A 22116-nucleotide genomic window follows, 5' to 3' on the forward strand; every position below is an offset into this window, starting at 1 on the left:
CACATGCAGGGAGACCATCGCTCGCACGACCGACCCGCGTCAGACCAATCCGTGACCGACCGGTCCGCGTCGGGCCAATCGACGCCCGACCGACCGTACCGACGTCGCGCCCTCGGACTGCTCCGGGGGTCGGTGTACGCACTGACCGCGTTGCTCGGCCTCTCGCTCCTCGTCATCGGCACCATCGCCATCATCGCCGAGGTCAAGGGAACGTGGCACTGGTCTATCCACCTCGACTCGACGCTGAGTTTCGTCGGCCTGTTCGTCCAGTACCTGCTCGCGGCGCTGGTGCCCCTCTTCGGTCTGTTCGTCGCGGTTCGCGGACGGTGGTCCGATGCGTGAGCTATCCGTCCGGCGGGTGGTACGGGTCGCGCCTCTCGCTTTCGTCGGAGCACTGCTGGTCGTCGTCGCGGGCGTCGGACTGGTCGCGGCCGTCGCCGAGACTCAACAGACGTGGACGTGGTACTTCCGGATGGAGCAGGTGATAGCGACGGCGACTCCCGTCGCACTCGCGCTCTCCGGAGCGTCCATCGTCGCGCTGTTCGGTGCGGTGCTGCTGACGGGCGACGGGTAGCGTTCTGACTCCTTCGAGGGCTACACCATCTGGGCGACCAGTTCGTCCTCGAACGCCACGAACCCTTCCACGACTTTCGCTCCGGCGCGGTAGAACGGTTCGTCGGTCGCTGCCAGCACGTCCTCGGCGAAGGCCTCGACCCAGTGGAGCAGATGTTCGTCCAGAAAGACGCGCTCGAAGCCGAAGGTCTCCTCGTCGCCGCGGCGCTGGCGGTCCACCAGATAGCGCAGGAAGGCCAGTTCCACGGCGAGGTGGTCGTCTTCCTCGGGATACTCCTCGGGCGGCGACCACCCCGCCGCCGAGTAACTCGCCGTCACCTCCGCGAGGCCCTCGCCGAGGAAGTCCGCGTCCTCTCGGTAGTACGTCTCGTGCGCGAGGACGGGCGGGCGCGGGCCGACGAAGACCCGAGTGTACTCGGTCGTCAGTTCCTCGCGCACCTCGTCGACCGCCCGCCCCTCGTTCGCATCGACGAACCGCTCCAGTTGCGCGAACCCCTCGTCCAGCGCGGGGTTCACCTCCTCGCCGGGCATCCGAATCTCGCCCTCCAACAGGTTCGACACGAACGCCTCGCGAGGGGTGTCCCAGAAGGTGTCGATGGCGTAGTCGGCGAGTTCGATGCGCGCGTCGTAGAGTTGGGTTTCGTCCATGATTCGTCGTCCAGTTTGTGGTCGTTCGTCGTCCTCACCTCTCGAAGAGGAGTCTGGCGCGGCAGTCGCCGCAGTACTCGAAGACGTTGTGGTCGGAATCTGGCGCGAGTCCGGCGACCATCTCGCCGACCTCGCCCTCGATTTTCTCGGCCGACGCCTCGCTGGTGAAGGGCTTGCCGCACCTGACGCACTCGCGCATCTCGCCCTCCATCACCGTGGTCCACGCGGGGTCGTCGGGTCGGCCGTCCTCGCCCGCGATTCCCTCGCGGTTCTCTGGCAGGAGCGACAGGTCGAGTCCGTCGTGCATCGTGATGGCCGTCTCGGGACACCCCTCCTCGCAGAGGCCGCAGTTGACGCATCGCTCGTGGTCGAACTCCAGATTCCCCTCCCGCCGCCGGATCGCGTCGGTCGGACAGAGGTTCGTGCAGGTCGGCGTCAACGCACAGTCGTCGGTGACCTCCATCCGGCCGAAGTCCTTCAGCCCTCGAATCACCTCGCGCTCGGGGTCCGAATGCTCCAGAATCGCCCGGACGCTTTCGAGGGTCCAGCCGTGACTGTCGAACTCGGGGTTCGGCCTGTCCTCGTCAGCGATTCCGCCCGTAGCCTCGTAGTCGCCCGCCGGAACCGGCGACTCGCCGAGACTCCCGACGAACTCGTCCAGCGACTCGGCGAATCCCTCGGCGTCGTCGGGGTCCGGCGCGAGGAAGGTCGCGCGCTCGCCCAGTCCGAGGTCGCCGGTCGCGCGATTCAGCCGACTCACGAGTTCGGCCTTCGGGTCCGGCCCGGAGTGCTGACAGTCGTCGCCACACCCGACGAGCGCCACGCCGTCGGCCCCGGCCGCCAGGGCGTGCATCGCGTGGGCCTCGCCCACCGCGTCGGCGCAGGGGACCGAGACCGGCAGGATGGGATGGTAGGTGAACCCGGCGCTTCCGTTCCCGACTGCGGCCTCCCGACCGTACTCCCGGAGGGTGCGCCGGGCGCGCTCCGAGCAGACGAACGCCACGACCTGCTCGCCGATGGGGTCGCTCCCGCCGAACAGCCAGCCACCGGAGTCGCCCGGTTCCAGCAGGGCTTCGACCTCTCGCGCGACCCGGCGGTTCGACGGCTCTCTAAGCTTCGTCGCCCCTGTCGGGCACGCGCTCGTGCAGGCCCCGCAGTCCTGACAGGCTACCTCGTCGAACGCCACCTCGTCGATTCGCGGACGTTCGACCGCGCCGTGGGGACAGGCCTCGACGCATTCGTTGCACCCCATCTGGCTCGACTCGCCCGACGCGCACACGTCCATCTCCAGGTCGAGGTGCTTGGGCTTCTCGACCCCGCCGAGCAGGTCCTCGACCGCCGCAATCGTGCCCGCGTCTATCGGGCCGGTGTAGAATCCGAGTCGGCCGCCCCGGGTTTCGGAGTCGGCGTCGGGATACACCACTTGGTCGACCCCGATCGTGCGCTCGACGCCAGATAGTTCGATGGCGTCGGTCGGACAGCACTCGACCCACTCCTCTCGGCCGGACGCCGCTTCGGCCACCTCCGGCGAGATATCGACCGGACGCCGGGTGACGCCCTCGTCCGGGCCTTTCCGGACGCACTTCATGCACCCGATGCAGTCGTCGGTCACGCGGGCGCCGAGCGCGATTTCGAAGTCGCCGTAACGCCCGTCGACGCCGACCACGCGGCCGCGCTCGATGGTCACGTCGTCGAGGTCCGCGTCTACGTCTGCGAACTCCCGACCGTCCGCGACGAGCGTCACGTCGGCGGTGTCGGCGAGTGCTGTCGCGGTCTCCGGGTCGCCGACGACCGCGACCGACCGTCCTGCTTCGCGCGAGACCGACCGGGAGACCGCCTCTTCTTTCAGTCCTTCGAATCTGGCGGTCAGGAGTCTGGCGGTCTTCTCGGTCGCCGCGGGTTCGTCGTGGACCCACCCGGCACCCTCGCGGTGGTCCACGAACGCGGCCGCCTCCGGGTGGAGACCCTTCTTGGCCGCGAGGTCGCGGAACTTGCGCTTACACCGGGACTCGGTGGCTGTCACGACCAACTGGTCGAGGTCGTACTCGTCGATGACCTGCTCCATCGCGGCCAGTCCGTCCTCGCAGAGCAGACTCGAACTCGCCACCACGTCCACGCCTTCGACTCCCTCTCGTACTCCTTCGAGGTCTACGTCGCACGTCTCTGCGCACGAGCAGACGAACGCCCCCGTCTTCATGCCCGTGTTGATACAGTCGGTTCGGACAAAGGTCTTGCGCAGGGTTAACACGCCTTCTATCGATCCCTTCGCCCGAATTAGTGTCGAGCGTTTGGCTAATTCACCAGAACTTTAATGATTGTTAGAATTGAACTCCTGATAGGGATTGGTGCGTGCTGACAAAACACACTCCAACGGGGGCATCATGAGTACCGAACCTACGGAACCAGTTTCGCTCGACCTCGACAGGCGCTCGTTCGTGAAGGCGAGCGCGTTGGCGGGGGCCGTCGCACTCGGTGGTAGCGCAACGGGACAAGTACTCGCGCAGGACGACGAGGGTGAGGACGAACCCGAGGGCGCTCTCGGCCAGACCGAGACTGTCAAGACCATCTGCAACTTCTGCGCGGTCGGTTGCGGATTCAAGGGCGAGCGCAAAGGTGACGCCTTCGTCGGCCAAGAGCCGTGGCACGAACACCCCGTCAACAACGGGTCGCTCTGCTCGAAAGGGGCCGGAATCTACGGGAGCGAACACTCGCCAAAGCGGCTGAAGCACCCGCTGAAGCTCGTCAACGGCGAGTGGCAGAAGGTGTCGTGGGACGCCGCGATGTCCGAAGTCGGCGAGAAGTTGAACACCTACCGCGAGGAGAACGGCCCGGACAGCGTGATGTGGCTCGGGAGCGCCCACCACAGCAACGAGGAGGCCTACGCCTTCCGGAAGCTGGCGGCGTTCTACGGGACGAACAACGTGGACCATCAGGCCCGCATCTGTCACTCCACGACCGTCTCGGGGCTGGCGAACACGTGGGGATACGGTGCGATGACCAACACCATCAACGACTATCGCAACTTCGACCTCGACATCATCATCGGCCAGAACCCCGCCGAGGCCCACCCGATAGCGATGCAGCACATCCTCGAAGGTCAGCGGCGGGGCGGCAAGATAGTCGTGGTCGAACCCCGGTACACGAAGACGGCGGCTCACGCCGACCACTTCTACCGGCTCCGGCCGGGCACCGACGTGGCGCTGATGATGGGTCTGCTCCGATACCTCCGCGAGCAGGGCGAACTCGACCAGGAGATGCTCGGCCAGCGAGTGACGGGGTGGCCCGACGTGGAGGCCGAACTCGACCAATACGACCTCGAAACCGTCTCGGACATCACGTGGATGGACCCGGCCGACATCCGGGAACTGGGCGACCTCGTCATCGAGAACAAGCCCAGCGTCCAGATAGAGTGGGCGATGGGCGGCACCCAGCACAACAACGGCACCCAGAACATCCGCTCGTACGCGCTGTTGAGCCTCGCGTCCGGGTCGGCGGCGCGCAGTGGCGGCGGCTTGCAGGTGATGCGGGGCCACTCCAACGTGCAGGGGGCGACCGACCTCGGGCCGAACAGCCACATCCTGCCGGGCTACTACAGCGTGGCCTCGCCGGGGTCGTGGGCGTACTGGACCGACGTCTGGAACCAGAGTCCGTGGACGAGCGGGAGCACCTCGTTCGGGGACCTGTACCAGCGGTTCGACGAGATGAGCAAGCAGAAGTATCAGGACCAGGCCGCAGAGGCCACCTCGGCGTTCGAGAACATCGGCGACACGGAGGTCTCGAACCGGTCGATGATGTTCCAGCGCGGGCTGACGGTCGCCCGGTGGTTCGAGGGTGCGCTTCCGAAGAACGAGCGCCTGAACGAGGCCCAACTGTACCAGCCGACGCAGCTCCGGGCGGCCATCTTCCACGGCCACTCGACCAACTCCATCAGCGAGATGGACCAGCAGAAGAAGGCGATGGAGAACCTCGACCTGCTGGTCGTCGTCGACATGTTCCCGTCGCTGGCGTCGGTGATGGCCGACCGCGACGACGGCGTCATCATCCTGCCCGCGGCAAGCCAGTACGAACACCACGGAACCGTGACCAACTCCCATCGGTCGGTCCAGTGGCGCAACCCGGTCCGGCCGCCGGGCCACAACTCCAAGCCCGACATGCAGATAATCCAGGAACTGGCCGCCGAGTTGGGTCACGGCCAGCACTTCGACTGGGGCGGCGGGCCGGAGTTGTTCAACGGCAAGAGCACCTACGAGCAGTGCCTGAAGGAGATAAACCTCGGAGTCAGGACCATCGGCTACCAGCAGGACCCCCAGCGACTCCAGCGCCAGTACGAGTACGACTACGCCTTCAGCACCGAGGACTTGGAGGGCAAGTCCGGGCCGGTCGAGGGCGAGTACTGGCAACTACCGTGGCCGTGCTGGGGCGAGGGCCACCCGGGGACGCCCATCATCTGGCGCGACGACGTGGACCCCCGCGAGGGCGGTCAGGACTTCCGTGCTCGGTGGGGGACGCAGGCTCCGACCCAGCAGGAGTGGAACGAGATGGTCAAGTCGGGCGAAGTCCCCAGTCAGAAGGAGTACCCGTTCAAGCAGACGATGAACCAGCAGGGCAAAGAGGGGCTACAGATGCTGCGCGCACCCTACAACCCCGACTGGTGGGACGGTCAGGGCCAGATACAGGGCGTCCCGCAGTATCCGGGGTTCACCACGGTCTGGCCCCAGGACATCACCAACCCGGACGCGCTCTCGGTGCCCTACGAGTTCGCGCTCCGGGAGGACAAGTCGGTGTACGACACCGCACAGCGACTCAGGGAGCTACGGGACAACGGGAACATCAAGCCCGAGCGCGCCGCCGAAGGACTCGACCCCGAGCAGTACAGCCAGTTCGACAGCAAGCAACCCGACGCCCCGACCGGACGGGGTCGAGCGAGGGCGGTCGCGTGGAACTTCCTCGACACGGTGCCGGTTCACCGCGAACCCATCGAGAGTCCGCGACCCGACCTCGTCGAACAGTGGCCCGCGAACGGCGAACAGCAGAACTTCTTCCGCCTCGACCAGAACAACGCGGTGCTGCAGGAGCGGGCGACCAAAGCGGCCAACCAGCAGGGCATGGACACCATCATGACGACCGGACGGCAGGTCGAGCATCAGGGTGGCGGCTCCGAGTCGCGGTCGAACATCTTCCTCGCAGACCTCCAGCCCCACATGTACGCGGAGATTCACCCGAATATGGCCCGTCAGAAGAACATCGACGGCGGCGACCTCGTGGTGATTTCGACGACCGACAGGGGGTCGGTCCTCGTGAAGGCGCGAGTGACTCACCGGCCGAACCAGCGGGAGATATTCCTGCCGTTCCACTGGGGCGGCGTCTACCACGGCAAGAGTCTGGAGGACGAGTACCCGGACGGGATGGCTCCGTTCGCCATCGGCGACAGCGCCAACATCGTCACGTCGCGGGCGTACGACGCCGAGACCCAGATGCAGGAGACCAAACCGGCGATGGTGAAGGTCCGACCGGCGACCGAGGACCTGCTCAAGGAACTGAACATGTGGGAAGACGGCAAGATGGTCGGATTCGGTGCCGAGTTCCCGCAGGACCGCGAGAACGTCGGTACGCAGAAGGACTACGACGTGCGCGACAACGAGACAGTCCAATGAGGTGACAACCTATGTCAAAACAGCGATCTCAGGACCAGTCGGGGGGAAGCAGGGAGGTCATGCGCGAGGGCGTGATGAGTACGGGCGAAGGGACCCGAATCTTCCCGGACGTGGAGGCCTGCATCGACTGCGGCGGTTGCGTCGTCGCGTGCAAGCGGACGTGGGACGTGCCCCGGGACGAACAGCGCATCAGCGTCGCCACGATGATGGAGGGCCAGGAGGCCGCGCAGGGACTCAACGCCAACAGCGCGAGGGCGCTCGAACAGGGCGAGAAACCAGGCGAGACCAGCATCCCGATGCAGTGTTACCACTGCTCGGACGCCCCGTGCGTGTCGGTGTGCCCGACGGACTCGCTCGTCAAACAGGGCGACGGCTTCGTGGACGTGCGCGAGAGCCTCTGCATCGGGTGTCAGTACTGCCTGTCGGCGTGTCCGTTCGGCGCACCGCAGTTCCCGAGTGCCGACGACGGGAGCGCCCAGATCGTCGGGAACGGCGACGTCATGGACAAGTGTACCATGTGCGAGGAGCGCCAGTCCCAGACCGGCAAGGGTCCGGCCTGCGCCGAGGAGTGTTCGACCGACGCCATCCTCGTCGGCACGCCCGACCAGATCGCCAACGAACTCGACCGGCGGGACGCGGGCGTGTTCTTCAACGACGTGGCGATGGAGATCATCTTCGGCGAGGACGCGGAGGTGTTCGGCGGATGAGCGACGGTGACGACCGCGCTGAGACCACCGACCGCGAGAGCTACGTGGACGGAGAGCAGTCCGAAAGGAACCGGAACGCGGCCGAAGAAAACGAAAGTAATTACGAGAGACAGAATGTTACGTCCAGTAGCACTGGAACGAGCGCCGAACGCAGCGGGACCGGGGACCGCAGACCGACCAACGACGGCGACGACCCGGCTAGCCGCGACTCGACCGACGACGCCCGAACCGACCGCGAGACCATACGGACCGACCGCGAGGACGCCCGAACCGACCGCGAGACTACCCGAACCAGCCCCGACGACCCGGACGGCCGCGACCCGGACGACCACGGCGGCGAGAGCGACGACGGGAGCGGTCTCACGGGCGGCATAGCAGTCGCCGTCGCGGCGGTAATCGCGCTCGTCGTGACCGGACTGGCGTACCTCTGGGTCGACGGCTGGTTCGGCGGAGAACAGTTCTTCGAGAGTCTGTTCCGCGTCGCGCCGACCGTCTCGGGAGGCGGCGTCGGCACCGACTGGGTGGTCGGCAACACCGTGCCCATCCTCGACGCGGCCATCGCCATCACTCACGCGGCCGACGTGATACTCGGTGTGTTCATTCTCGGGATGGTGTTCATCCACTGGGCGATATTCCGACGGCTCTCCGGCCGGATGCGGCGGCCCGCGGAACGGGAGACGGCCGATACCGTCGCTACCGACGGTGGTGCGAGGAGCGACAGCGAGCAGACCGTCGTCGGTGAGAGACCGAGAGGTGACGACCGATGACCAATCTCGACCACGGGAAGTTCACCCGGACCACGACCGTCTTCCACTCGTTGCTGGCACTCACCGTGTTCGCGTTGTTCTTCACCGGCTACGCCGTGATGTTCAACGACGAACTCTGGTGGCTGATCACGCTGATGGGTGGCAACGCGGGCGTGCTGGCGGTCCACCGCCTCGCGGGGATGGGCCTCGTCGCGCTCGTCGTCTTCTGGATCGCACTGACCATCATCACGCCAGGCGGTCGCCGCGGGTTCAAGGCGGCCATGCCCTCGAAGCAGGACGTGGACGCCGCGATTCAGGACGTGCAGTTCGCGCTGGGCCGGGCCGACGAACGCCACCCGCACGCCCGCCAGTTCGCCGGTTACACCGCCGACGAGGTGCCCCTGCTGAGTTACGTCGGGAAGGGCGTGGTCTGGATATTCTCCATCGAACTCGTCCTGCTGATGATCTCGGGACTGCTCATCTGGAGTAAGGTCGGTCTGATGGAGTATCTGGCGACCAAGACCGCGGCGATGGCGTTCGTCACCTTCCACGGCCTGCTCGGAGTCATCATGCTGATGGGCGTGATGTTCCACATCTTCGAACACGGCTTCCATCCGGCGTTCTACCCGGTCGAACTCAAGGCGTTCGTCCCGAAGGACCTCACGCCCGAGACGCACGCCGAGTCGAAGGAGGAAGTCGTCGAGGAGCGAGAAGTCGTCACCGACGAGGAAGGGAGGGTCGTCGAATCGGAGGAGGTCGTCGTCGAACGAGAGCGGGCGTACGAGGGAACCGGCATCGACCAGTTGACTCTCTCGCCGAGCTGGAACTGGATGGCGAACCTGATGGGCGCGCTCACCGTCGTCGGTATCGTGAGCGTCCTCGTCGCCAGCATCTTCGACGAGGGCTATCCGGTGCCGCGCGAACTCGCCATCGGCGGCGGGCCGACCAACGCGCTCCTGACGGTCGGCATCAACGTCGGCATCCTCGTGCTGTTCGTCGGTCTCGTCCTCTCGATGTACGGCAACGTCCTCCGGAAACGCTACGAGTCTCAACTCCGAGAGCGACGCGAGACGACCGTGGCCGACGGGAGCGGAGACGACTGACTCGAAAACCCTTCTTCCTCGTTTTCCTCTTCCAATTTTCGAGACGCCTCAACTGACTAGTTCGGCCGACTCCTCGGACAACTCGACGGTCACGTCCTGTCTGGTCTGCTGGCTGATCTGGTCCACGTTGCGGGTCAGCACGTCGAGTATGTCGGCGGGTTCCGGATACACCAGCATGTTCTGCTGGTCGTCCTCCATCACGAGTTGGGTGTCGGTCAGGGTGATGCGGTCGTTCTCGATGCTGGCGACGACCGCAGGCAGAACCTCCTCGCCGCCGGGGTCGCCCTCCGCGACGCGGGTGATGTACAGCGAGTCGATACCGATGAGGTCCTTGTACTCCCGGATGCGCTCGGCCAGTTCCACCATGTCTTCCGTAATGGCCGTCTTCTCCGGATTGCCGTGGGTCCCCTCGTAGCAGTGCTTACACACCCGCAACTCCATACGCATGTCTAACACGTAACGGGGCTTCGGTATTGATGGTTGCGCCTCCGCGCACTCGACGGAGCCGCGATGACCCACGGTCTGGACTGGAAACGGGGGGAAGACGCTCATCGGGAGAGCGCACTTCTACCGAATCGAGTCAATTCGGACGAAATCCTTACTACCGAAGCCCTCGAAACTCGTGTGTTATGTCAACACTACTCAACACGATTTACAGCGCGGTGATACTGCTGGTCGCCGTCGGAGGAATCGCGTTCGTCTTCTACGCGACCGGCCGCGACGATTCCACCGACGAGGACGGAGGCCCGGAATGGACCCGGTGGGCGCTCGGCCTCGTAGTCGCGGCGTTCCTCGCGGTGATGGTCGGCGGACTCGTCGTGTAGCCACGCGCGGCCCGGGCGATACACGAACTCTCGCGTATTGCCGGACAAAACCTGGAGGAGAGGCTCCGAAACTGCTGGTTTCGCGCGTGAGGTTCGGTCGAACGTACGTCCCGCACACCTACAATTCGGTATATCGAAATAAGGTTTACAAGGCCGACATCCGACAACGCAGGAGTTATAAATAAAATCACATATGTACGTTCTGCCGGTCGAAATCGGGGAGTTCACGGTCTCCAAACCCGACTCGACGTCGAACTGAACGATAGCGAGGGCTAAGCCGATTGCCCACTCCGGCGGTCGAGAGCGTCTTCGTACCCCTCGGCTGGGTCCTGAATTCGACGCTACTCTGAGACGGGGAGAAGGTTCGATCGGACTGCGGAACACGCCGCCCACGAGGCCAGTTCCGACGGCGGCATCGACGTCCGTTCGGTCTAGGGCCGACTCTAAGACTGTCGAGGCGTCATCGGCGTCTTCGCGTCGGCCGGTGGTCCTCGCTTCGGCCTCGACGCCATCGTCTTCGACGACCGAAATCCGCAGGCGAGCGGTAGTACAACCTCGAACGCCACCTCGGATTCCTCGGGATTCGCCCGGGGGCGTTCCTCGAACTCGCCCGCGGCCACGCCCGGTACGAAGATACCGAAATCGAGGACGTGTAGTGATGGAGGTCATGCACGTCGGAGCGATGCCGGCGACAGCACTGCCGGTTTCCGCGTTAGGACCCAAGACGGACGCGACGACGTCCTCTTTCGCCTGACTCGAACTCCTGGGCTCCCGACAGGTAGTTATCGCTAAACGGAGTCTATCGGGTCGAGATTCGACGACCAGTGCGGAATCGTCGGAATAGCCGATTTCGACGCTACAGCAGCGAGTAGACGTTCTGTTCGTAGACCTCCCGCACCCTGTCGCCCCAGCTGTGGGTGTAGGTGTCGATGATGTCTTCGGCTACGTCGCCGCGCAAGTACTTCACGATGCCTCTATCGCCGGTTCTGTCCCGCAAGTGCGTCGTGAAGAAGTGCCGGAAGTAGTGCGGCGTCACGTTCTCCTCCGCGCCACCGCCGCGTCGATACCATCCGGTCTCTCGGGCGTGGGTCTCCACGACGTTGCGAACCATCTGCGGCGTGAGTCGGCGACCCCACTCCCTTCTGGTACTGACGAAGAGCGGTTCCGCGTCCGAAATCGCGTCGGGGCGGATTGCGAGCCACCGGGTCAGAACTGCTGCGAGTTCGTCGTCCACGGGGATTACGGTCGCGCGCTTGCGCTTGTTCGCCGCGGAGCGCTGTTCGCCGTTGACCTCCTCGCCGCGGCCCAGATCGCTGGCGACGAACAGCGAGTCCCCGCGGCCGTCGAGTTGCGGTCGGGTCCCTACCTGGTACGCGTCGTCGGCCTGCCCCGAGAGTCGGAGGTCCCGCAGGTCGAGGTTGCAGAGTTCGCCGACTCGCATCCCGGTCTTGAGCAGGGTGACGACTACGGCCTGCTCCAGCGGGTGCGTGATTCCGCCCACGAAGGTCCGCATCTGAGGGACCGAGATTTCGCGGCGAGTCGGGTCCTTGTCGATGGACTCGTTCATCTCCTCAACGACGAGCGCCATCGGATTCGAGTCGAACGCGCCGACCTGCGTCATGTAGTCGTAGAATCGGTGGAGGTAGGAGGCGTAGGTGGCGACGGTGCTCTCGGCGAGGTCGTCTCGGAGGCTGTGGACCCACGCCATGCACTCGCGCTGGGTCGCTTCGCCGGGCGCGAGCGACTCGCTCCTCGGACTCCTCTCGGGGTCGCCGATAAACCGCTCGAACTCCCGAAGGACGCGCTCGTAGTACTCGCGAGTGCGCTCGCTCTTGCCGTGGAACCGGAGGTCTTCGAGGAAGTAACCGATAGGGTCGTCCGGGTCGGCGTCGTCGGTGGTTTGGCTACTCGCCATCGCCCGTCACCGTGTACCCGTCTCGGCGGCCGCTGTACTGGACCCGGTTCTCGTTCTGGAGTCGCTGGAGAGTCTCCTCCAGTCGGTCCTCGAAGTCGCCCGCGAGTTCCTCGACCAGTCGGTCCCACGACAGATAATCGCCCGAATCCAGAAGGTCGAGGAGGCGTGTTTCGAGACCGTTACCCCCAGGGTCGGAGGCGTCGGAAGACCCTTCCGCGCGGTCGGCCGCCGCGTCCGCTCCGGATTCGAGGTCGAACCCGCGTCTCCCGGCCTGTACCATCGTTCTGACGAACTCGCTCTGGCTCATGTCGAGTTCGTCGGCGTGCCGTTTCCACTTCTCTTTCTGATACGTCGGCACGAAGGTCTTCACGACTGCCCGGTCGGTGTCGGCGTCGTCGCTCATCGGTCGTTTCCTTCGTCTCACCCCCGGTATATCAATTTGTCCCACGCAGTGGGATAAGGAACTTTATCTCTGGCCGTAGGACCGCCTGTCCGGTACCCGTGGTACCACGGGGACGGATTAATTGGCGGCACTGTCCCACGAAGGGAGATGCCTGCTGGCCGAGTCCTGGTACTACGCGGCGAGATTAGCATCTCCGAATTCAATATCTGCCCACCTCCGAGCGCGAGGTACACCTTGGCGAGTTCCTCCTTCACGAGCCGCTGGTCGTCGCTGAGGTCGTCGTCGCGGCGCCGTCGTAGGTGCATCTCGCATCTCCTCTACCTGCCCCGGCTTGAGTCAGTAGACGCTACTCTCACTCGTCGAGTTTCACACGGTAGGATTGCGAAAACGTACCGTGGTTACCTCGCAGGTCTGTCGCGCAGGAATCACACTCCTTAGGGGGCACCGGTGGTGCGCCACCAGTGTCCCATTCGGTTATCCGGTCTTCTCTACCGTGGTCGTGTCCGCAATTGTGACAGACGGTGCTCCACTCGACGAGGAGGTCGATGTTCGATTCCATCAGATTCTCTATTTCGACCATGGAAGTACATAGATTTCGACTCATCCGAATTCCTTGAACGTTCGCTTCCATGGACGAAATCGAACATTAGGGGGTTAGCGTCGACGCGCGGGAGATTGCCGTCGGCCCGGTCGACCACGCGCTCGAATCCGTTCGTCCTGTCGACCGTCGAGGAGCGGCGACGGCTACGAGACGAACGATAGGGATAGTGAAGAATAATTGTATGGGAAATGAAACCCTATATTTCGGAAACGAATTTCTTGCTACGCGGCGGTCCGAGAGACTGTCGAAGGGCGTCTCGTGGCGTCCGTTCGGCGCACGGTTTGGGAAGAACCGTCGGACGCATCTGCGAGTCCCGTCGGAGACGGAGTCCATCCGACAAACCACTGCTTCCCGACGAATTCGATGCCGACACGGAGCGTAGAAGACAGGTGAAGACCGAACTGCTTCTCTCACTGACGGCCCGAACACGCCCCGGTTCGGACATCACCTGCACGGCCAAGTGTATATCATATCTCGCTATATCTTGCTCCTCGCCGTGCGCCCGTCGAATCGGGTCGAACGGACTCCCGACTACCCGAGTCCGGACCAAACCGCCCGAACGCAGGTGAACGTCATCGAAACCGCTTTTCGAAGCGTCCCGACCGGAACCACATCGGCTCGGAACCACCCGTTCTTGCCCCTACCTAAGACGGACGAGATACCCGGCGATGCACGGTTTCGACGTACTCAACGCCGTCTACTATTCTCTCGTCCACTCGACTGCGTCCGAGTCGGGAACATGTCTTGCTCCCAGCCTGCCGGTTAAACGTCGGAGTTGACTACTGTCGGGGGATGACTGTACGTGATTCCGACGCCGATAGCGGCGCGCCGACCGTCCACTTCGACCGGCGGTCGTTCCTCGCAACGGGAGCGGCCACTGCGGGTGCGGCGCTCGCGGGATGTATCGGAGGAAGCGGTTCGAGTACGCCGACTATCAACGTCCTCACGTGGGAACACTACGCCCGCGACGACATCAAGTCCGCCGTCGAGTCGGAACTCGACGTGGAACTCGAGATAAAGAAGTCCACTTCCTCGGCGAACATGTTCTCGGGGTGGAAGTCCGGACAGGACGAGGAGTACGACATCGCCGTCCCGAACAACAACTACGTCCCGAAGTTCGTGGACGCGGGACTGGTCGCGCCCGCACCGCTCGACGACCTCTCGAACTACGGTAGTATCTACGACCAGTTCGAGCAGTTCACCGACAGCCAACTCTCCCGAGACGGGCAGGCCTACGGCGTCCCCATCCGGTTCGGCTGGTACGGCTACGGCTACGACTCCCGCGACGTTCCGGACCACGAGGAGTCGTGGTCGGTCCTCTTCGAAGGCGTGGAGGGTGCCGACCTCTCGAACAAGGTCGCGCTCTACGACAACCACTTCAAGGCGATGGGTGCGGCCGCCCTCCATCTGGGGTACCGCGACGCCTTCGAGGGCGACCGCGTCTCCCTCTCGCAAAAGCAGATAGACGAGGTGAAACGGGTCCTCGTCGAGCAGAAGAAGGAGTACCTCTCGGGATACATCGCGGGCGACGCGTCGTTCACCAAGGGCATCAAGAAGGGCGACTTCCACGTGGGTCACTCCGGCCGGATGAACCTCACCATCCTCTGGAACAACGACAACGACTGGGCGAAGATGGCCTCGCCGAAGGAGGGAGCTATGTCGTGGTTCGAGGCCGCGGTCGTCTCGAAGAAGTCCGAGAACCAGGACCTCGCGTGGGAGATCGTCGACGAGTACATCAGCCCCGAGAACGGCGCGACCCTCTCGCGCGTCGGACACGCGCCCAGCGTCAACCCGAAGGTCGAGAATCATCTCGACGAGAAGAACAACCGCCTCTACGGTTCCGTCGACCCCGAGCGTCTGAACGGCATGATTCCGTTCAAGGCGGTCGAGAACGAGGACGCGTGGCGCTCCGCGTGGGAAGAGGTCAAGACGGCGTGACCTCCGACCGATGACGGACTCGTCCCGCTCGTTGCTCGCGTCCCGACGGGTGCGTCTCCTCGCCACTCTCGGGCCGAGCGCGACGCTGTTAGTTGCGCTGTTGTTCGTACCGCTCTCGTTCATCGTATCGGTGTCGTTCCTCAGCATCAACGACGCCTACGACGTCGTCTGGGAGCCGACCACGGCCAACTACGTCGGACTCTTCGAGGGGACGCCGTTCTGGACGACCCCGTTCTTCCAGTCGCTGTCGCTGTCGGCGGGCATCGCGGCCGCCACGACGCTCGTCTGCCTCGTCGCGGCCTACCCGGTCGCCTACTCGCTGGTCCGCCGGGAGCGCGGCCGGAGTCTGGTCGTCTTCCTCGTGCTCCTGCCGTTCTTCACGATGTACCTCGTGCGGGTGTACTCGTGGTATCTCCTGTTCGGGTCGAGCGGCATCATCAACGACCTGCTCGTGACGGCCGGCCTCGTCTCCGAACCGCTGGCCGTCTTCGACTTCGGAGTCCCGGCGATAGTCGTCGGTCTGGTCCACGCGCAGTTCCCGTACATGCTACTGACGCTGTACGCGGGTCTCGACGCCGTGGACTTCACGCTGGTCGAGGCGGCCCGGGACCTCGGCGCGTCGAGGTGGACCGTCTTCAGGGACGTCCTCTGGCCGCTCACGCTCCCGAACGTGGTCGCGGGGTCGCTGTTCGTCTTCGTCCCTGCGTTCGGGGCGTTCGTCGCCCCGAAGTTCCTCGGTGCGAGCAGGGTGCTGATGGTGGGGCAGCTCATCGCCGGTCGAATCGACTCCTACAACGTCGCCAGCGCGAGCGCCGCGGCCACCTTCGTCGTCGTGTTCGTCGTCCTCGCGTTCGGCATCGCGCTCCGGTACGCCAACCTCGGGGTCACTGCGGGCGGTGACGGACGGTGAACGAACAGACCCGCGGACGGGTGGTCGGCGCGGCGCTGTCGGGTTGGCGGGCGCTCGTCGTCGCCTTCCTCTGGCTTCCGCTCGTGTTCATCGTCGCGCTCTCGTTCGCCGAGAACGCTTCGACGCTGTTCCCCTTCGAGGGGCTGACGCTCGTCCACTATCGCGAGACGCTCACGAACGAGAGCCTCCTCGAGAGCGTCGCCAACAGTTTCGCGGTGGCGACCAGTTCCGCGGCGATCGCCACCGCCGTCGGCGTCCTCGGGAGCTTCGCACTCGTCCGCTACGAGTTTCCCCTCTCCCGGTTCGTCCGCGTCGGTGTCGTGCTTCCGATGGTGGTCCCGGGAGTCGTCCTCGGCATCGGTCTCCTCGTCTACCTCCGGACCGTCCTCGGAATCGCGCCGGGGTTCCTCCCGACGGTCTTGACCCACGCGGTGTACGGCCTGCCGTTCGTCGTCCTGCTCGTGAGCGCGCGACTCGCCGCGTTCGACGAGTCGCTGGAGGAGGCGGCTCGCGACCTCGGTGCGGACCCGGTAGCGGCGTTCCGCGACGTGACGCTCCCCTCGATAGCGCCCGCGGTGGCCGCCGGCTTCCTGTTCGCGTGGGTGCGCTCGTTCGAGGAGTTCATCCGGGCGTACTTCGTCAGCGGGACGATGGACGTGCTCACGACTTCGATGTACTCGATGCTGGCGTACGGGACTGCACCGCAACTAAACGTGATTGCGACGCTCGTCCTGTCGGTACTCGCGGTCCTCCTCGCGGTGGCGATGAACGTCGGCGACGTCGTCGGTGCCGTCACCAGCGGCGAGTGAGCCTCAGTAAATCGCCATCGCGGTCTCGGTCTCCGACCGCGCGAACAGGTCTTTCACTCGTTCGGCGACTTCTCCGCTCTCCTCGTAGTTCTCCATCAGCACCGTCTCGCTCGGGAACAGTTCCTCGCCGACGACGAGTCCGTGTTCGCGCGCGGTCGAACCGGTCACGGTCAGGTAGACGCCCGCGCCGGTCTCGGCGATGGCTGCCTCCTCTTCCTCGTCCTCGTCGGGATACGTAAAGTCGAGCGTTCCGGCGTTTCTCGTCCCGAGGACGGCTTCCACGAGGCGCTCGTAGCGCGGCGAGATGCAGAGTTCGCCCTCGTAGCTCGTCAGGAACTCGCGGGAGGGCTGGTCGCCCTGCGGGAGCGTCTCGGGGGTCGCCATCAGGGTGTGATACACCGTGTCACCCATCCCCGCGACGACTCGAACGTCGGTGTCGTGGGGGTCGATGCGGGCGTTCACGTCGGCGATGCGGGTCAGGGGGTCGGGTCGCAGTTCCACGACTTCCTCCAGCACGAGGTCGGCGCTGTCGAACCCGAGCGCGAAGTCGTGCTTGCGCAGCGAGCGAAACGGCTCTTCGCGGCCTACGAGTCGGAGGTTCACGTCGCCCGCCGGGAGCGTCACGCTGTCGAAGACGATGCGTCGGGGTTTTCCGGCCCGGTCGTCGCGCAGGAGCGTGAAGTCCGGTTTCCCGGGTTCTCCGAGATGGCTGTACTCGGCGAGTCGGTCGTAGACGTCTCGGTCGGGCGTCTGGTCGCCTTTCGTGACGGCTTTCTCGTATCGGAGCGTCGAGATAATTTCGTCGGCGACGCCCTCGGCGTCGGTCTCCTCGGCGACCCGCTGGAGGACCGCCTCCAGCGGACGGCCCTTGCGCGGCACCGCAACCGGAATCGTCTCGGTCATTGTTCTCTCAATGGCAGGGCGGGAGTAAACGCGTTCCGCTTCGTGGTATTCGGTGTCAGAGCCGTCTCGACGCGAGAAATCTCGGAGTTGTTTCGAGGGAGACGCTCACTTTCCGCCGCCGCCGACGAACTCGAAGCGCGCACCGCCCTCCTCGCTCTCGGTGATGCGAATCCGCCAGTCGTGAGCCTCCGCGATGCGCCGAACGATGGCGAGTCCGAACCCGGTCCCGTCGGAGTGGGTCGAATAACCGCCTTCGAAGACGAGTTCGCGGTCCTCCGGCGGGATGCCCGGCCCGTCGTCGGCGACGAAGAAGCCGCGGCCGATTTCGCCCACCACGACCGTCTCGCCTCCGTGTTCGACGGCGTTTCGGAAGAGATTCTCGAACAGCGCCCGGAGCCGTCGGTCGTCCGAGACGACCGTTCGGTCGGTCTCGACACGGAGAGTCGTCTCCTGTGTTTCGACGGTCGTCCAGGCTTCGTTCGCGACGCGTTCGAGTTTCACCGGAGTCGGGTCGTCCACGGTGTCGCCGCGCCGCGAGAGCGCCAGCACCTCGTCGACGAGTCGCTCCATGCGGTCGTGGGCGTCCTCGACCGCCTCGAAGTGGCGGTCCTCGCCGGTCTCGCGGGCGAGTTCGAGGTGGCCCTGCGCGACGTTCATCGGGTTCCGGAGGTCGTGGGAGACGATGCTGGCGAACTCGTCCAGTCGATTACGCTGCTCGGCCAACTCGTCGGTGCGTTGCTGAAGGCGACCGTAGTAGGCCCCGAGCAGGCCACCGCCGAGGACGCCGAGCGCCACCTTCGTCAGCACGATGGACGCGGGTTGGAGCATCGGCCGACCCTCTATCGACTGGAGGACCGAAATCCAGCCGGCGAGCAGGCCCATCACCACGCCGCCCGCGAAACTCCAGAGGAAGACGACGCCCGGGAGGGGAGCCGAGAACTCCGCCGTGCGAAGCCAGAGACCAAGCGCGACGACCAACAGCGAGAGCGCGATCGGAACCGCGAACTGGACGAACTCCGAAGTGGCGAACTCGCCGTCGACGGCGAAGTAGCTCACCGAGGCCGCCAGCAAACCTCCGCCGAGTCCGACGACGGACCAGTTCCTGAGCGAGGCGGCGTAACGAGACACTGCCGACACGTCAAACCGCGAGAACATAAAGGTAGTCGTGAATTAGTTACCGAACACGTCGTTGATTCGCTCGCGCCACTCCTGGATACCTTCGAGTTCGTCGTGGATGTCTGCCACGTCGTCCTCGACGCTCTCGACGCGCGCGGTGAGGTTCTCTTCCAGTGCGTCGAGGTCCTCGGACATCGATTCGACGCTTTCGGAGAGGGTCTCGACCTCGTCGGCCACGTCGCTCACGTCGCCGAGTTCGTCGCGGACCGCCTGTAGCTCGTCGCTGACGCTCTCCAGTTCGTTACCGACCGCCGTCACGTCGCCGGTGTTCGCGCCGACGAGTTCTTCGAGTTCGTCCAGTTGGGTTTCGAGCGTCTCGACCTCTTGGCCGAACTCGCTGACTTCGTCGAGTTCGTCTTCGAGCGCTTCGACCTCCGCGCGAACGCTCTCCAGTGCGTCGACTTTCTCTCGGACGTCCTCCAGCGCGTCGACCTCTTCTCGGAGACCTTCGAGGTCCTCGACCTCGTCTCCGAGGTCGGCGAGGTCCTCGCGGAAGTCGGTCTTGAACTCGCGCACGTCGTCGCGGAGGTTGCTCTCGACCTCGCGGAGGTCGCTCCGCAGGTCGTCGAGTTCGGCGAGGTCGGACTCGAGTTCCGAGAGGTCCGCGTCGAGTTCGTCCACGCGCTCGTCGGTCGCGCCGGTCTCGGTCCGGAGCGCCTGCACCTCGTCCTCGAACGCCTCGACGTCGGCCCGCACCTGCGCGACGTCGTCCTCGAAGTCGTCGAAGATGTCCTCGGCGATGCCGTTCTCGTCGATGAACTCCTCCAGTGCCTCCGTGTACGCCGAGAGGTCTTCGACTCGCGCCTGAAGGTGACGGATGCGAACGTTGGTACTCTCGGGCATCTCCACGTCCAGTTCGCGCTGGATGAGTTGGAGGTCGTCGTCGTCGACTTCTCCGGCCCGGATTTCGTCGGCGAGCGCGGCCGCGACGCTTCCGGGGCGAGGCGGCGACGTCTCGGATTCGGCAGTCGCCGTCTCGTCGGCCGCTTCCGAGGGCGGCGTCGGGTAGTCGTCTGCTTCGGCCTGCTCGTCGACCGTGGACTCTTCGTCGCCGAGTGCGTCCGGCGCTTCGGGTTCGTCGGTCGCGTCGTCCGCGGTCAGTTCGTCGTCGGCCGATTCGTCGGCCGCTTCGTCGGTTTCGGCCACGTCGTCGGTCTCGGTCTCGACCGCGTCGTCCGCCTCGGTTTCGTCGGTTAGTTCCTCGCTCTCGGGTTCGAGGAAGCTCTCGGAGTCGTCTTCGCTCGCGTCCTCGGCGAGCGGGTCGTCTGCGTCGCCGAGCAGGTCGTCGCTCGCTTCCGCCAGCGGGTCGTCTTCGGTATCGAGCGAGTCGTCTTCGCCATCGGCCCCAAGTGGGTCGTCGCTCGCTTCCGCCAGCGGGTCGTCCGCGCCGTCTCCGGCGAGCGGGTCCTCGGCGTCGTCGTCCAGTCCGAGGTCCTCGTCGCCCGCGACCACGTCGCGGACGAGTTGGCTGTCCTCTTCGGAGACGATGTCGGTGATGGTGTTGCCGTCCGGTCCGCCGACTTCGCCGTCGAGGTCCGGGCCGCCGGCGTCCGATTCGGATTCCGCATCGGACTCGTCGTTCGCGTCGGAATCGAGCGTGACGGGCGCGACTTCCTCGATGCTGGGCGTGCCGAGGAACATCGATGGGTCGTCGTCCTCGGTGATTCGGACGCCGTACACCGTGACCAGTTCCTCCCCGGGGTCGAGGTCGCGCTCGAACTCTACCCGGTGGTCCTTGTACGCGGTCCAGTTGTCGTTCTCGTAGTCGGGGTGGAAGCCGACGTTGTCCATCGGAAACTCCTCGGGAATGTCGTCCGCGAGACGGAGCGTCGCGCGCTCCTCGCGCTCGCATCGAATCACGAATTTGATCGCGGGAACTGCGAACTCGTCGCCCTCGAAGGACTTCTCCACGACGACGCCGCTCTCGTTCGTCGTCACCACCTCGGTCATACTATCACTCATACGGTTCACATCCCAGAACGGCCATATAAATCACACGCCCGCACGGAACGAAACGGACTCCGACTCCGCCGAACGCGGTCGGAATACACCGTCGACTGGGGTTTCTGAATCGACTCCCGACGCGACGGTGCGTCTCGTAGGCCGGGTAGTGGCGCTGTATCGTACCTCTCCGACGAACTACGATCGCCGGCGTGTATCTATTTGCGTGTGCCGCGCTAACGTAGGACTATGCTGTTCGCAGGAACCTACGACGGCGTCTACCGCGCCGACGGACCTCGGTTCGACTCGGCCGAGAGAGTGTTAGACTCCGGGCGAGTCATGCGCGTCCGGCAGTTCGACGGCTGGGACGGCGTGTTCGCCACCTCGAAGTCCGGCCTCTACCGTTCGACCGACGGCGGCGATTCGTGGACGAATCTCGACGTTCCGCGCGAGGAGGTGTACTCGGTACTCGGCGACCCCGAGCGCGAACGACTGTACGCGGGCACGCACCCGGCGCACCTGTACGTCTCGGACGACGCGGGAGAGACGTGGCGGGAGCTATCCGGGTTTCAGGACCTCCCGTCGCGCGACCGGTGGCACACGCCGCGCCACCGCGACGAGGCCCACGTCCGAAGCCTCGGCGCGCACCCGGACGCTCCCGAGCGCGTGGTCGCGGGCGTGGAAGTCGGCGGCGTCCACGTCAGCGACGACGGAGGCGAGACGTGGACCGAGCGCCGGTCGGGGGTTCACGACGACGTACATCACGTCCTCGTGCGCGGTCCGGACCACTACGTCGCCTCCTGCGGCGGCGGTCTCTACCGGACGAGAGACGCGGGCGAGAGTTGGGTCCGCCTCGACGACGGAGCGGACCACACCTACTTCCGGGAAGCCTTCGCGCACGACGGCACGCTCTACGCTGCGGCCGCGCGTTCGTCGCCCGGGACGTGGAGCGGCGAGCGCGGCGCGGACGCGGCGCTCTTCGAGTCCGAGAACGACGGCGACACCCTCGACTCGGTCCCCTATCCGGGCCAACCGGAGGAGGTCGTCCTCTCGTGGACCGTCGATGCCGACGGCAAAGTTCTGGCCGGGACGAACGACGGCGGCGTCGTCTTCCGGACCTCCGGCGAGTGGGTCGAGGCTGGCCGGATGCCCGTGGGCGTGGCGTCGCTCTGTTCGGTGTAGCGAGAGAGCTACCCGTTGGGTCCTCCGTCTTAACGCAGACTGCTTTCGCGCCTTGTGTCGTCGCCTGCACTACCGCCAAATCT

General features: G+C 65.2%; 20 protein-coding genes. 11 read left to right on the top strand and 9 right to left on the bottom strand.

The window, feature by feature from the left end:
- Positions 1-3: 3 nt before the first annotated feature.
- The gene (locus E2484_RS19660) at positions 4-342 is read left to right on the top strand and encodes a hypothetical protein (RefSeq protein ID WP_321112766.1); all 339 of its coding nucleotides are present in this window, start codon (positions 4-6) and stop codon (positions 340-342) included.
- Positions 335-574 carry a hypothetical protein gene (locus tag E2484_RS19665; protein ID WP_137286894.1) on the top strand — a complete coding sequence of 80 codons (240 nt, stop codon included), beginning with the start codon at positions 335-337 and terminating at the stop codon, positions 572-574. The genes E2484_RS19660 and E2484_RS19665 overlap by 8 nt, the downstream gene beginning before the upstream one ends.
- Positions 575-594: 20 nt before the next feature.
- On the opposite strand, the gene E2484_RS19670 is transcribed toward E2484_RS19665, so the two are convergent.
- On the bottom strand, positions 595-1221 hold the full coding sequence (locus E2484_RS19670) for a TorD/DmsD family molecular chaperone (RefSeq protein ID WP_137286895.1): 627 nt from the start codon (positions 1219-1221) through the stop codon (positions 595-597).
- Positions 1222-1255: 34 nt separating this feature from the next.
- A complete protein-coding gene (locus E2484_RS19675; protein WP_137286896.1) occupies positions 1256-3418 on the bottom strand; it encodes a hydrogenase iron-sulfur subunit in 2163 nt (720 codons plus the stop codon).
- Between the two features lie 184 nt (positions 3419-3602).
- On the opposite strand from E2484_RS19675, the gene E2484_RS19680 reads away from it, so the two are divergent.
- Genes E2484_RS19680 through E2484_RS19695 form a run of 4 tightly spaced genes read left to right on the top strand, consistent with a single transcriptional unit; the run spans position 3603 to position 9431 of the window.
- Positions 3603-6875, top strand: coding sequence for a molybdopterin-dependent oxidoreductase (locus E2484_RS19680; RefSeq protein WP_137286897.1), 3273 nt, complete (start codon positions 3603-3605; stop codon positions 6873-6875).
- 59 nt (positions 6876-6934) lie between these two features.
- Entirely contained in the window at positions 6935-7582 is a 648-nt protein-coding gene (locus tag E2484_RS19685) for a 4Fe-4S dicluster domain-containing protein (protein WP_137286983.1), read from the top strand.
- The gene (locus E2484_RS25800; protein ID WP_321112768.1) at positions 7579-8349 is read left to right on the top strand and encodes a hypothetical protein; all 771 of its coding nucleotides are present in this window, start codon (positions 7579-7581) and stop codon (positions 8347-8349) included. Before E2484_RS19685 ends, E2484_RS25800 begins: the two co-directional genes overlap by 4 nt.
- Positions 8346-9431, top strand: a complete 1086-nt coding sequence (locus tag E2484_RS19695; RefSeq protein ID WP_137286898.1) for a cytochrome b/b6 domain-containing protein — start codon at positions 8346-8348, stop codon at positions 9429-9431. Before E2484_RS25800 ends, E2484_RS19695 begins: the two co-directional genes overlap by 4 nt.
- Positions 9432-9479: 48 nt before the next feature.
- Here E2484_RS19695 and E2484_RS19700 read toward each other — a convergent pair whose 3' ends face one another.
- Positions 9480-9878 (bottom strand): hypothetical protein, encoded by a 399-nt coding sequence (locus E2484_RS19700; protein ID WP_137286899.1) that lies wholly within the window; start codon positions 9876-9878, stop codon positions 9480-9482.
- Between the two features lie 182 nt (positions 9879-10060).
- Here E2484_RS19700 and E2484_RS19705 point away from each other — a divergent pair, with 182 nt between their 5' ends.
- Positions 10061-10255 (top strand): hypothetical protein, encoded by a 195-nt coding sequence (locus E2484_RS19705; protein WP_137286900.1) that lies wholly within the window; start codon positions 10061-10063, stop codon positions 10253-10255.
- Between the two features lie 856 nt (positions 10256-11111).
- Here E2484_RS19705 and E2484_RS19710 read toward each other — a convergent pair.
- The 3 genes from E2484_RS19710 to E2484_RS19720 all read right to left on the bottom strand — a co-directional run bounded on the left by E2484_RS19710 (position 11112) and on the right by E2484_RS19720 (position 13153).
- Positions 11112-12170, bottom strand: coding sequence for a tyrosine-type recombinase/integrase (locus E2484_RS19710; RefSeq protein ID WP_137286901.1), 1059 nt, complete (start codon positions 12168-12170; stop codon positions 11112-11114).
- Positions 12160-12573, bottom strand: coding sequence for a DUF5805 domain-containing protein (locus E2484_RS19715; protein WP_137286902.1), 414 nt, complete (start codon positions 12571-12573; stop codon positions 12160-12162). The genes E2484_RS19710 and E2484_RS19715 overlap by 11 nt, the downstream gene beginning before the upstream one ends.
- Positions 12574-12925: 352 nt before the next feature.
- Positions 12926-13153: a hypothetical protein gene (locus E2484_RS19720; RefSeq protein WP_137286903.1), complete on the bottom strand. Its 228-nt coding sequence runs from the start codon at positions 13151-13153 to the stop codon at positions 12926-12928.
- An 813-nt stretch (positions 13154-13966) separates the two neighbouring features.
- Between E2484_RS19720 and E2484_RS19725 the strand changes: the two genes are divergently transcribed.
- From E2484_RS19725 to E2484_RS19735, 3 genes are read left to right on the top strand one after another with little or no spacing between them, the layout of a single operon-like run.
- Positions 13967-15112, top strand: coding sequence for an ABC transporter substrate-binding protein (locus E2484_RS19725; RefSeq protein WP_137286904.1), 1146 nt, complete (start codon positions 13967-13969; stop codon positions 15110-15112).
- A 10-nt stretch (positions 15113-15122) separates the two neighbouring features.
- Positions 15123-16022 carry an ABC transporter permease gene (locus E2484_RS19730; protein WP_137286905.1) on the top strand — a complete coding sequence of 300 codons (900 nt, stop codon included), beginning with the start codon at positions 15123-15125 and terminating at the stop codon, positions 16020-16022.
- Entirely contained in the window at positions 16019-16831 is an 813-nt protein-coding gene (locus tag E2484_RS19735) for an ABC transporter permease (RefSeq protein ID WP_137286906.1), read from the top strand. The genes E2484_RS19730 and E2484_RS19735 overlap by 4 nt, the downstream gene beginning before the upstream one ends.
- 3 nt (positions 16832-16834) lie before the next feature.
- Here the strand turns inward: E2484_RS19735 and E2484_RS19740 are convergent, their stop codons facing one another.
- From E2484_RS19740 to E2484_RS19750, 3 genes are all read right to left on the bottom strand, one after another.
- Entirely contained in the window at positions 16835-17734 is a 900-nt protein-coding gene (locus E2484_RS19740) for a hypothetical protein (protein WP_137286907.1), read from the bottom strand.
- 105 nt (positions 17735-17839) lie between these two features.
- Complete coding sequence (locus E2484_RS19745) at positions 17840-18862, bottom strand: sensor histidine kinase (RefSeq protein WP_170977434.1); 1023 nt, start codon at positions 18860-18862, stop codon at positions 17840-17842.
- 42 nt (positions 18863-18904) lie between these two features.
- Entirely contained in the window at positions 18905-20872 is a 1968-nt protein-coding gene (locus tag E2484_RS19750; protein WP_137286909.1) for an AAA family ATPase, read from the bottom strand.
- A 228-nt stretch (positions 20873-21100) separates the two neighbouring features.
- Between E2484_RS19750 and E2484_RS19755 the strand changes: the two genes are divergently transcribed.
- On the top strand, positions 21101-22033 hold the full coding sequence (locus tag E2484_RS19755; RefSeq protein ID WP_137286910.1) for a WD40/YVTN/BNR-like repeat-containing protein: 933 nt from the start codon (positions 21101-21103) through the stop codon (positions 22031-22033).
- Positions 22034-22116 lie beyond the last annotated feature (83 nt).

The sequence above is a fragment of the Halorussus salinisoli genome (assembly GCA_005239435.1).
In the GTDB taxonomy this organism is placed as follows: Archaea; Halobacteriota; Halobacteria; order Halobacteriales; family Haladaptataceae; genus Halorussus; species Halorussus salinisoli.

Bases quoted from the DNA above. Each gene is read 5' to 3' on its own strand.
- E2484_RS19660 (WP_321112766.1), top strand. From the start codon at position 4: ATGCAGGGAGACCATCGCTCGCACGACCGACCCGCGTCAGACCAATCC.
- E2484_RS19665 (WP_137286894.1), top strand. From the start codon at position 335: ATGCGTGAGCTATCCGTCCGGCGGGTGGTACGGGTCGCGCCTCTCGCT.
- E2484_RS19670 (WP_137286895.1), bottom strand. From the start codon at position 1,221: ATGGACGAAACCCAACTCTACGACGCGCGCATCGAACTCGCCGACTAC.
- E2484_RS19675 (WP_137286896.1), bottom strand. From the start codon at position 3,418: ATGAAGACGGGGGCGTTCGTCTGCTCGTGCGCAGAGACGTGCGACGTA.
- E2484_RS19680 (WP_137286897.1), top strand. From the start codon at position 3,603: ATGAGTACCGAACCTACGGAACCAGTTTCGCTCGACCTCGACAGGCGC.
- E2484_RS19685 (WP_137286983.1), top strand. From the start codon at position 6,935: ATGCGCGAGGGCGTGATGAGTACGGGCGAAGGGACCCGAATCTTCCCG.
- E2484_RS25800 (WP_321112768.1), top strand. From the start codon at position 7,579: ATGAGCGACGGTGACGACCGCGCTGAGACCACCGACCGCGAGAGCTAC.
- E2484_RS19695 (WP_137286898.1), top strand. From the start codon at position 8,346: ATGACCAATCTCGACCACGGGAAGTTCACCCGGACCACGACCGTCTTC.
- E2484_RS19700 (WP_137286899.1), bottom strand. From the start codon at position 9,878: ATGCGTATGGAGTTGCGGGTGTGTAAGCACTGCTACGAGGGGACCCAC.
- E2484_RS19705 (WP_137286900.1), top strand. From the start codon at position 10,061: ATGTCAACACTACTCAACACGATTTACAGCGCGGTGATACTGCTGGTC.
- E2484_RS19710 (WP_137286901.1), bottom strand. From the start codon at position 12,170: ATGGCGAGTAGCCAAACCACCGACGACGCCGACCCGGACGACCCTATC.
- E2484_RS19715 (WP_137286902.1), bottom strand. From the start codon at position 12,573: ATGAGCGACGACGCCGACACCGACCGGGCAGTCGTGAAGACCTTCGTG.
- E2484_RS19720 (WP_137286903.1), bottom strand. From the start codon at position 13,153: ATGGTCGAAATAGAGAATCTGATGGAATCGAACATCGACCTCCTCGTC.
- E2484_RS19725 (WP_137286904.1), top strand. From the start codon at position 13,967: ATGACTGTACGTGATTCCGACGCCGATAGCGGCGCGCCGACCGTCCAC.
- E2484_RS19730 (WP_137286905.1), top strand. From the start codon at position 15,123: ATGACGGACTCGTCCCGCTCGTTGCTCGCGTCCCGACGGGTGCGTCTC.
- E2484_RS19740 (WP_137286907.1), bottom strand. From the start codon at position 17,734: ATGACCGAGACGATTCCGGTTGCGGTGCCGCGCAAGGGCCGTCCGCTG.
- E2484_RS19750 (WP_137286909.1), bottom strand. From the start codon at position 20,872: ATGAGTGATAGTATGACCGAGGTGGTGACGACGAACGAGAGCGGCGTC.
- E2484_RS19755 (WP_137286910.1), top strand. From the start codon at position 21,101: ATGCTGTTCGCAGGAACCTACGACGGCGTCTACCGCGCCGACGGACCT.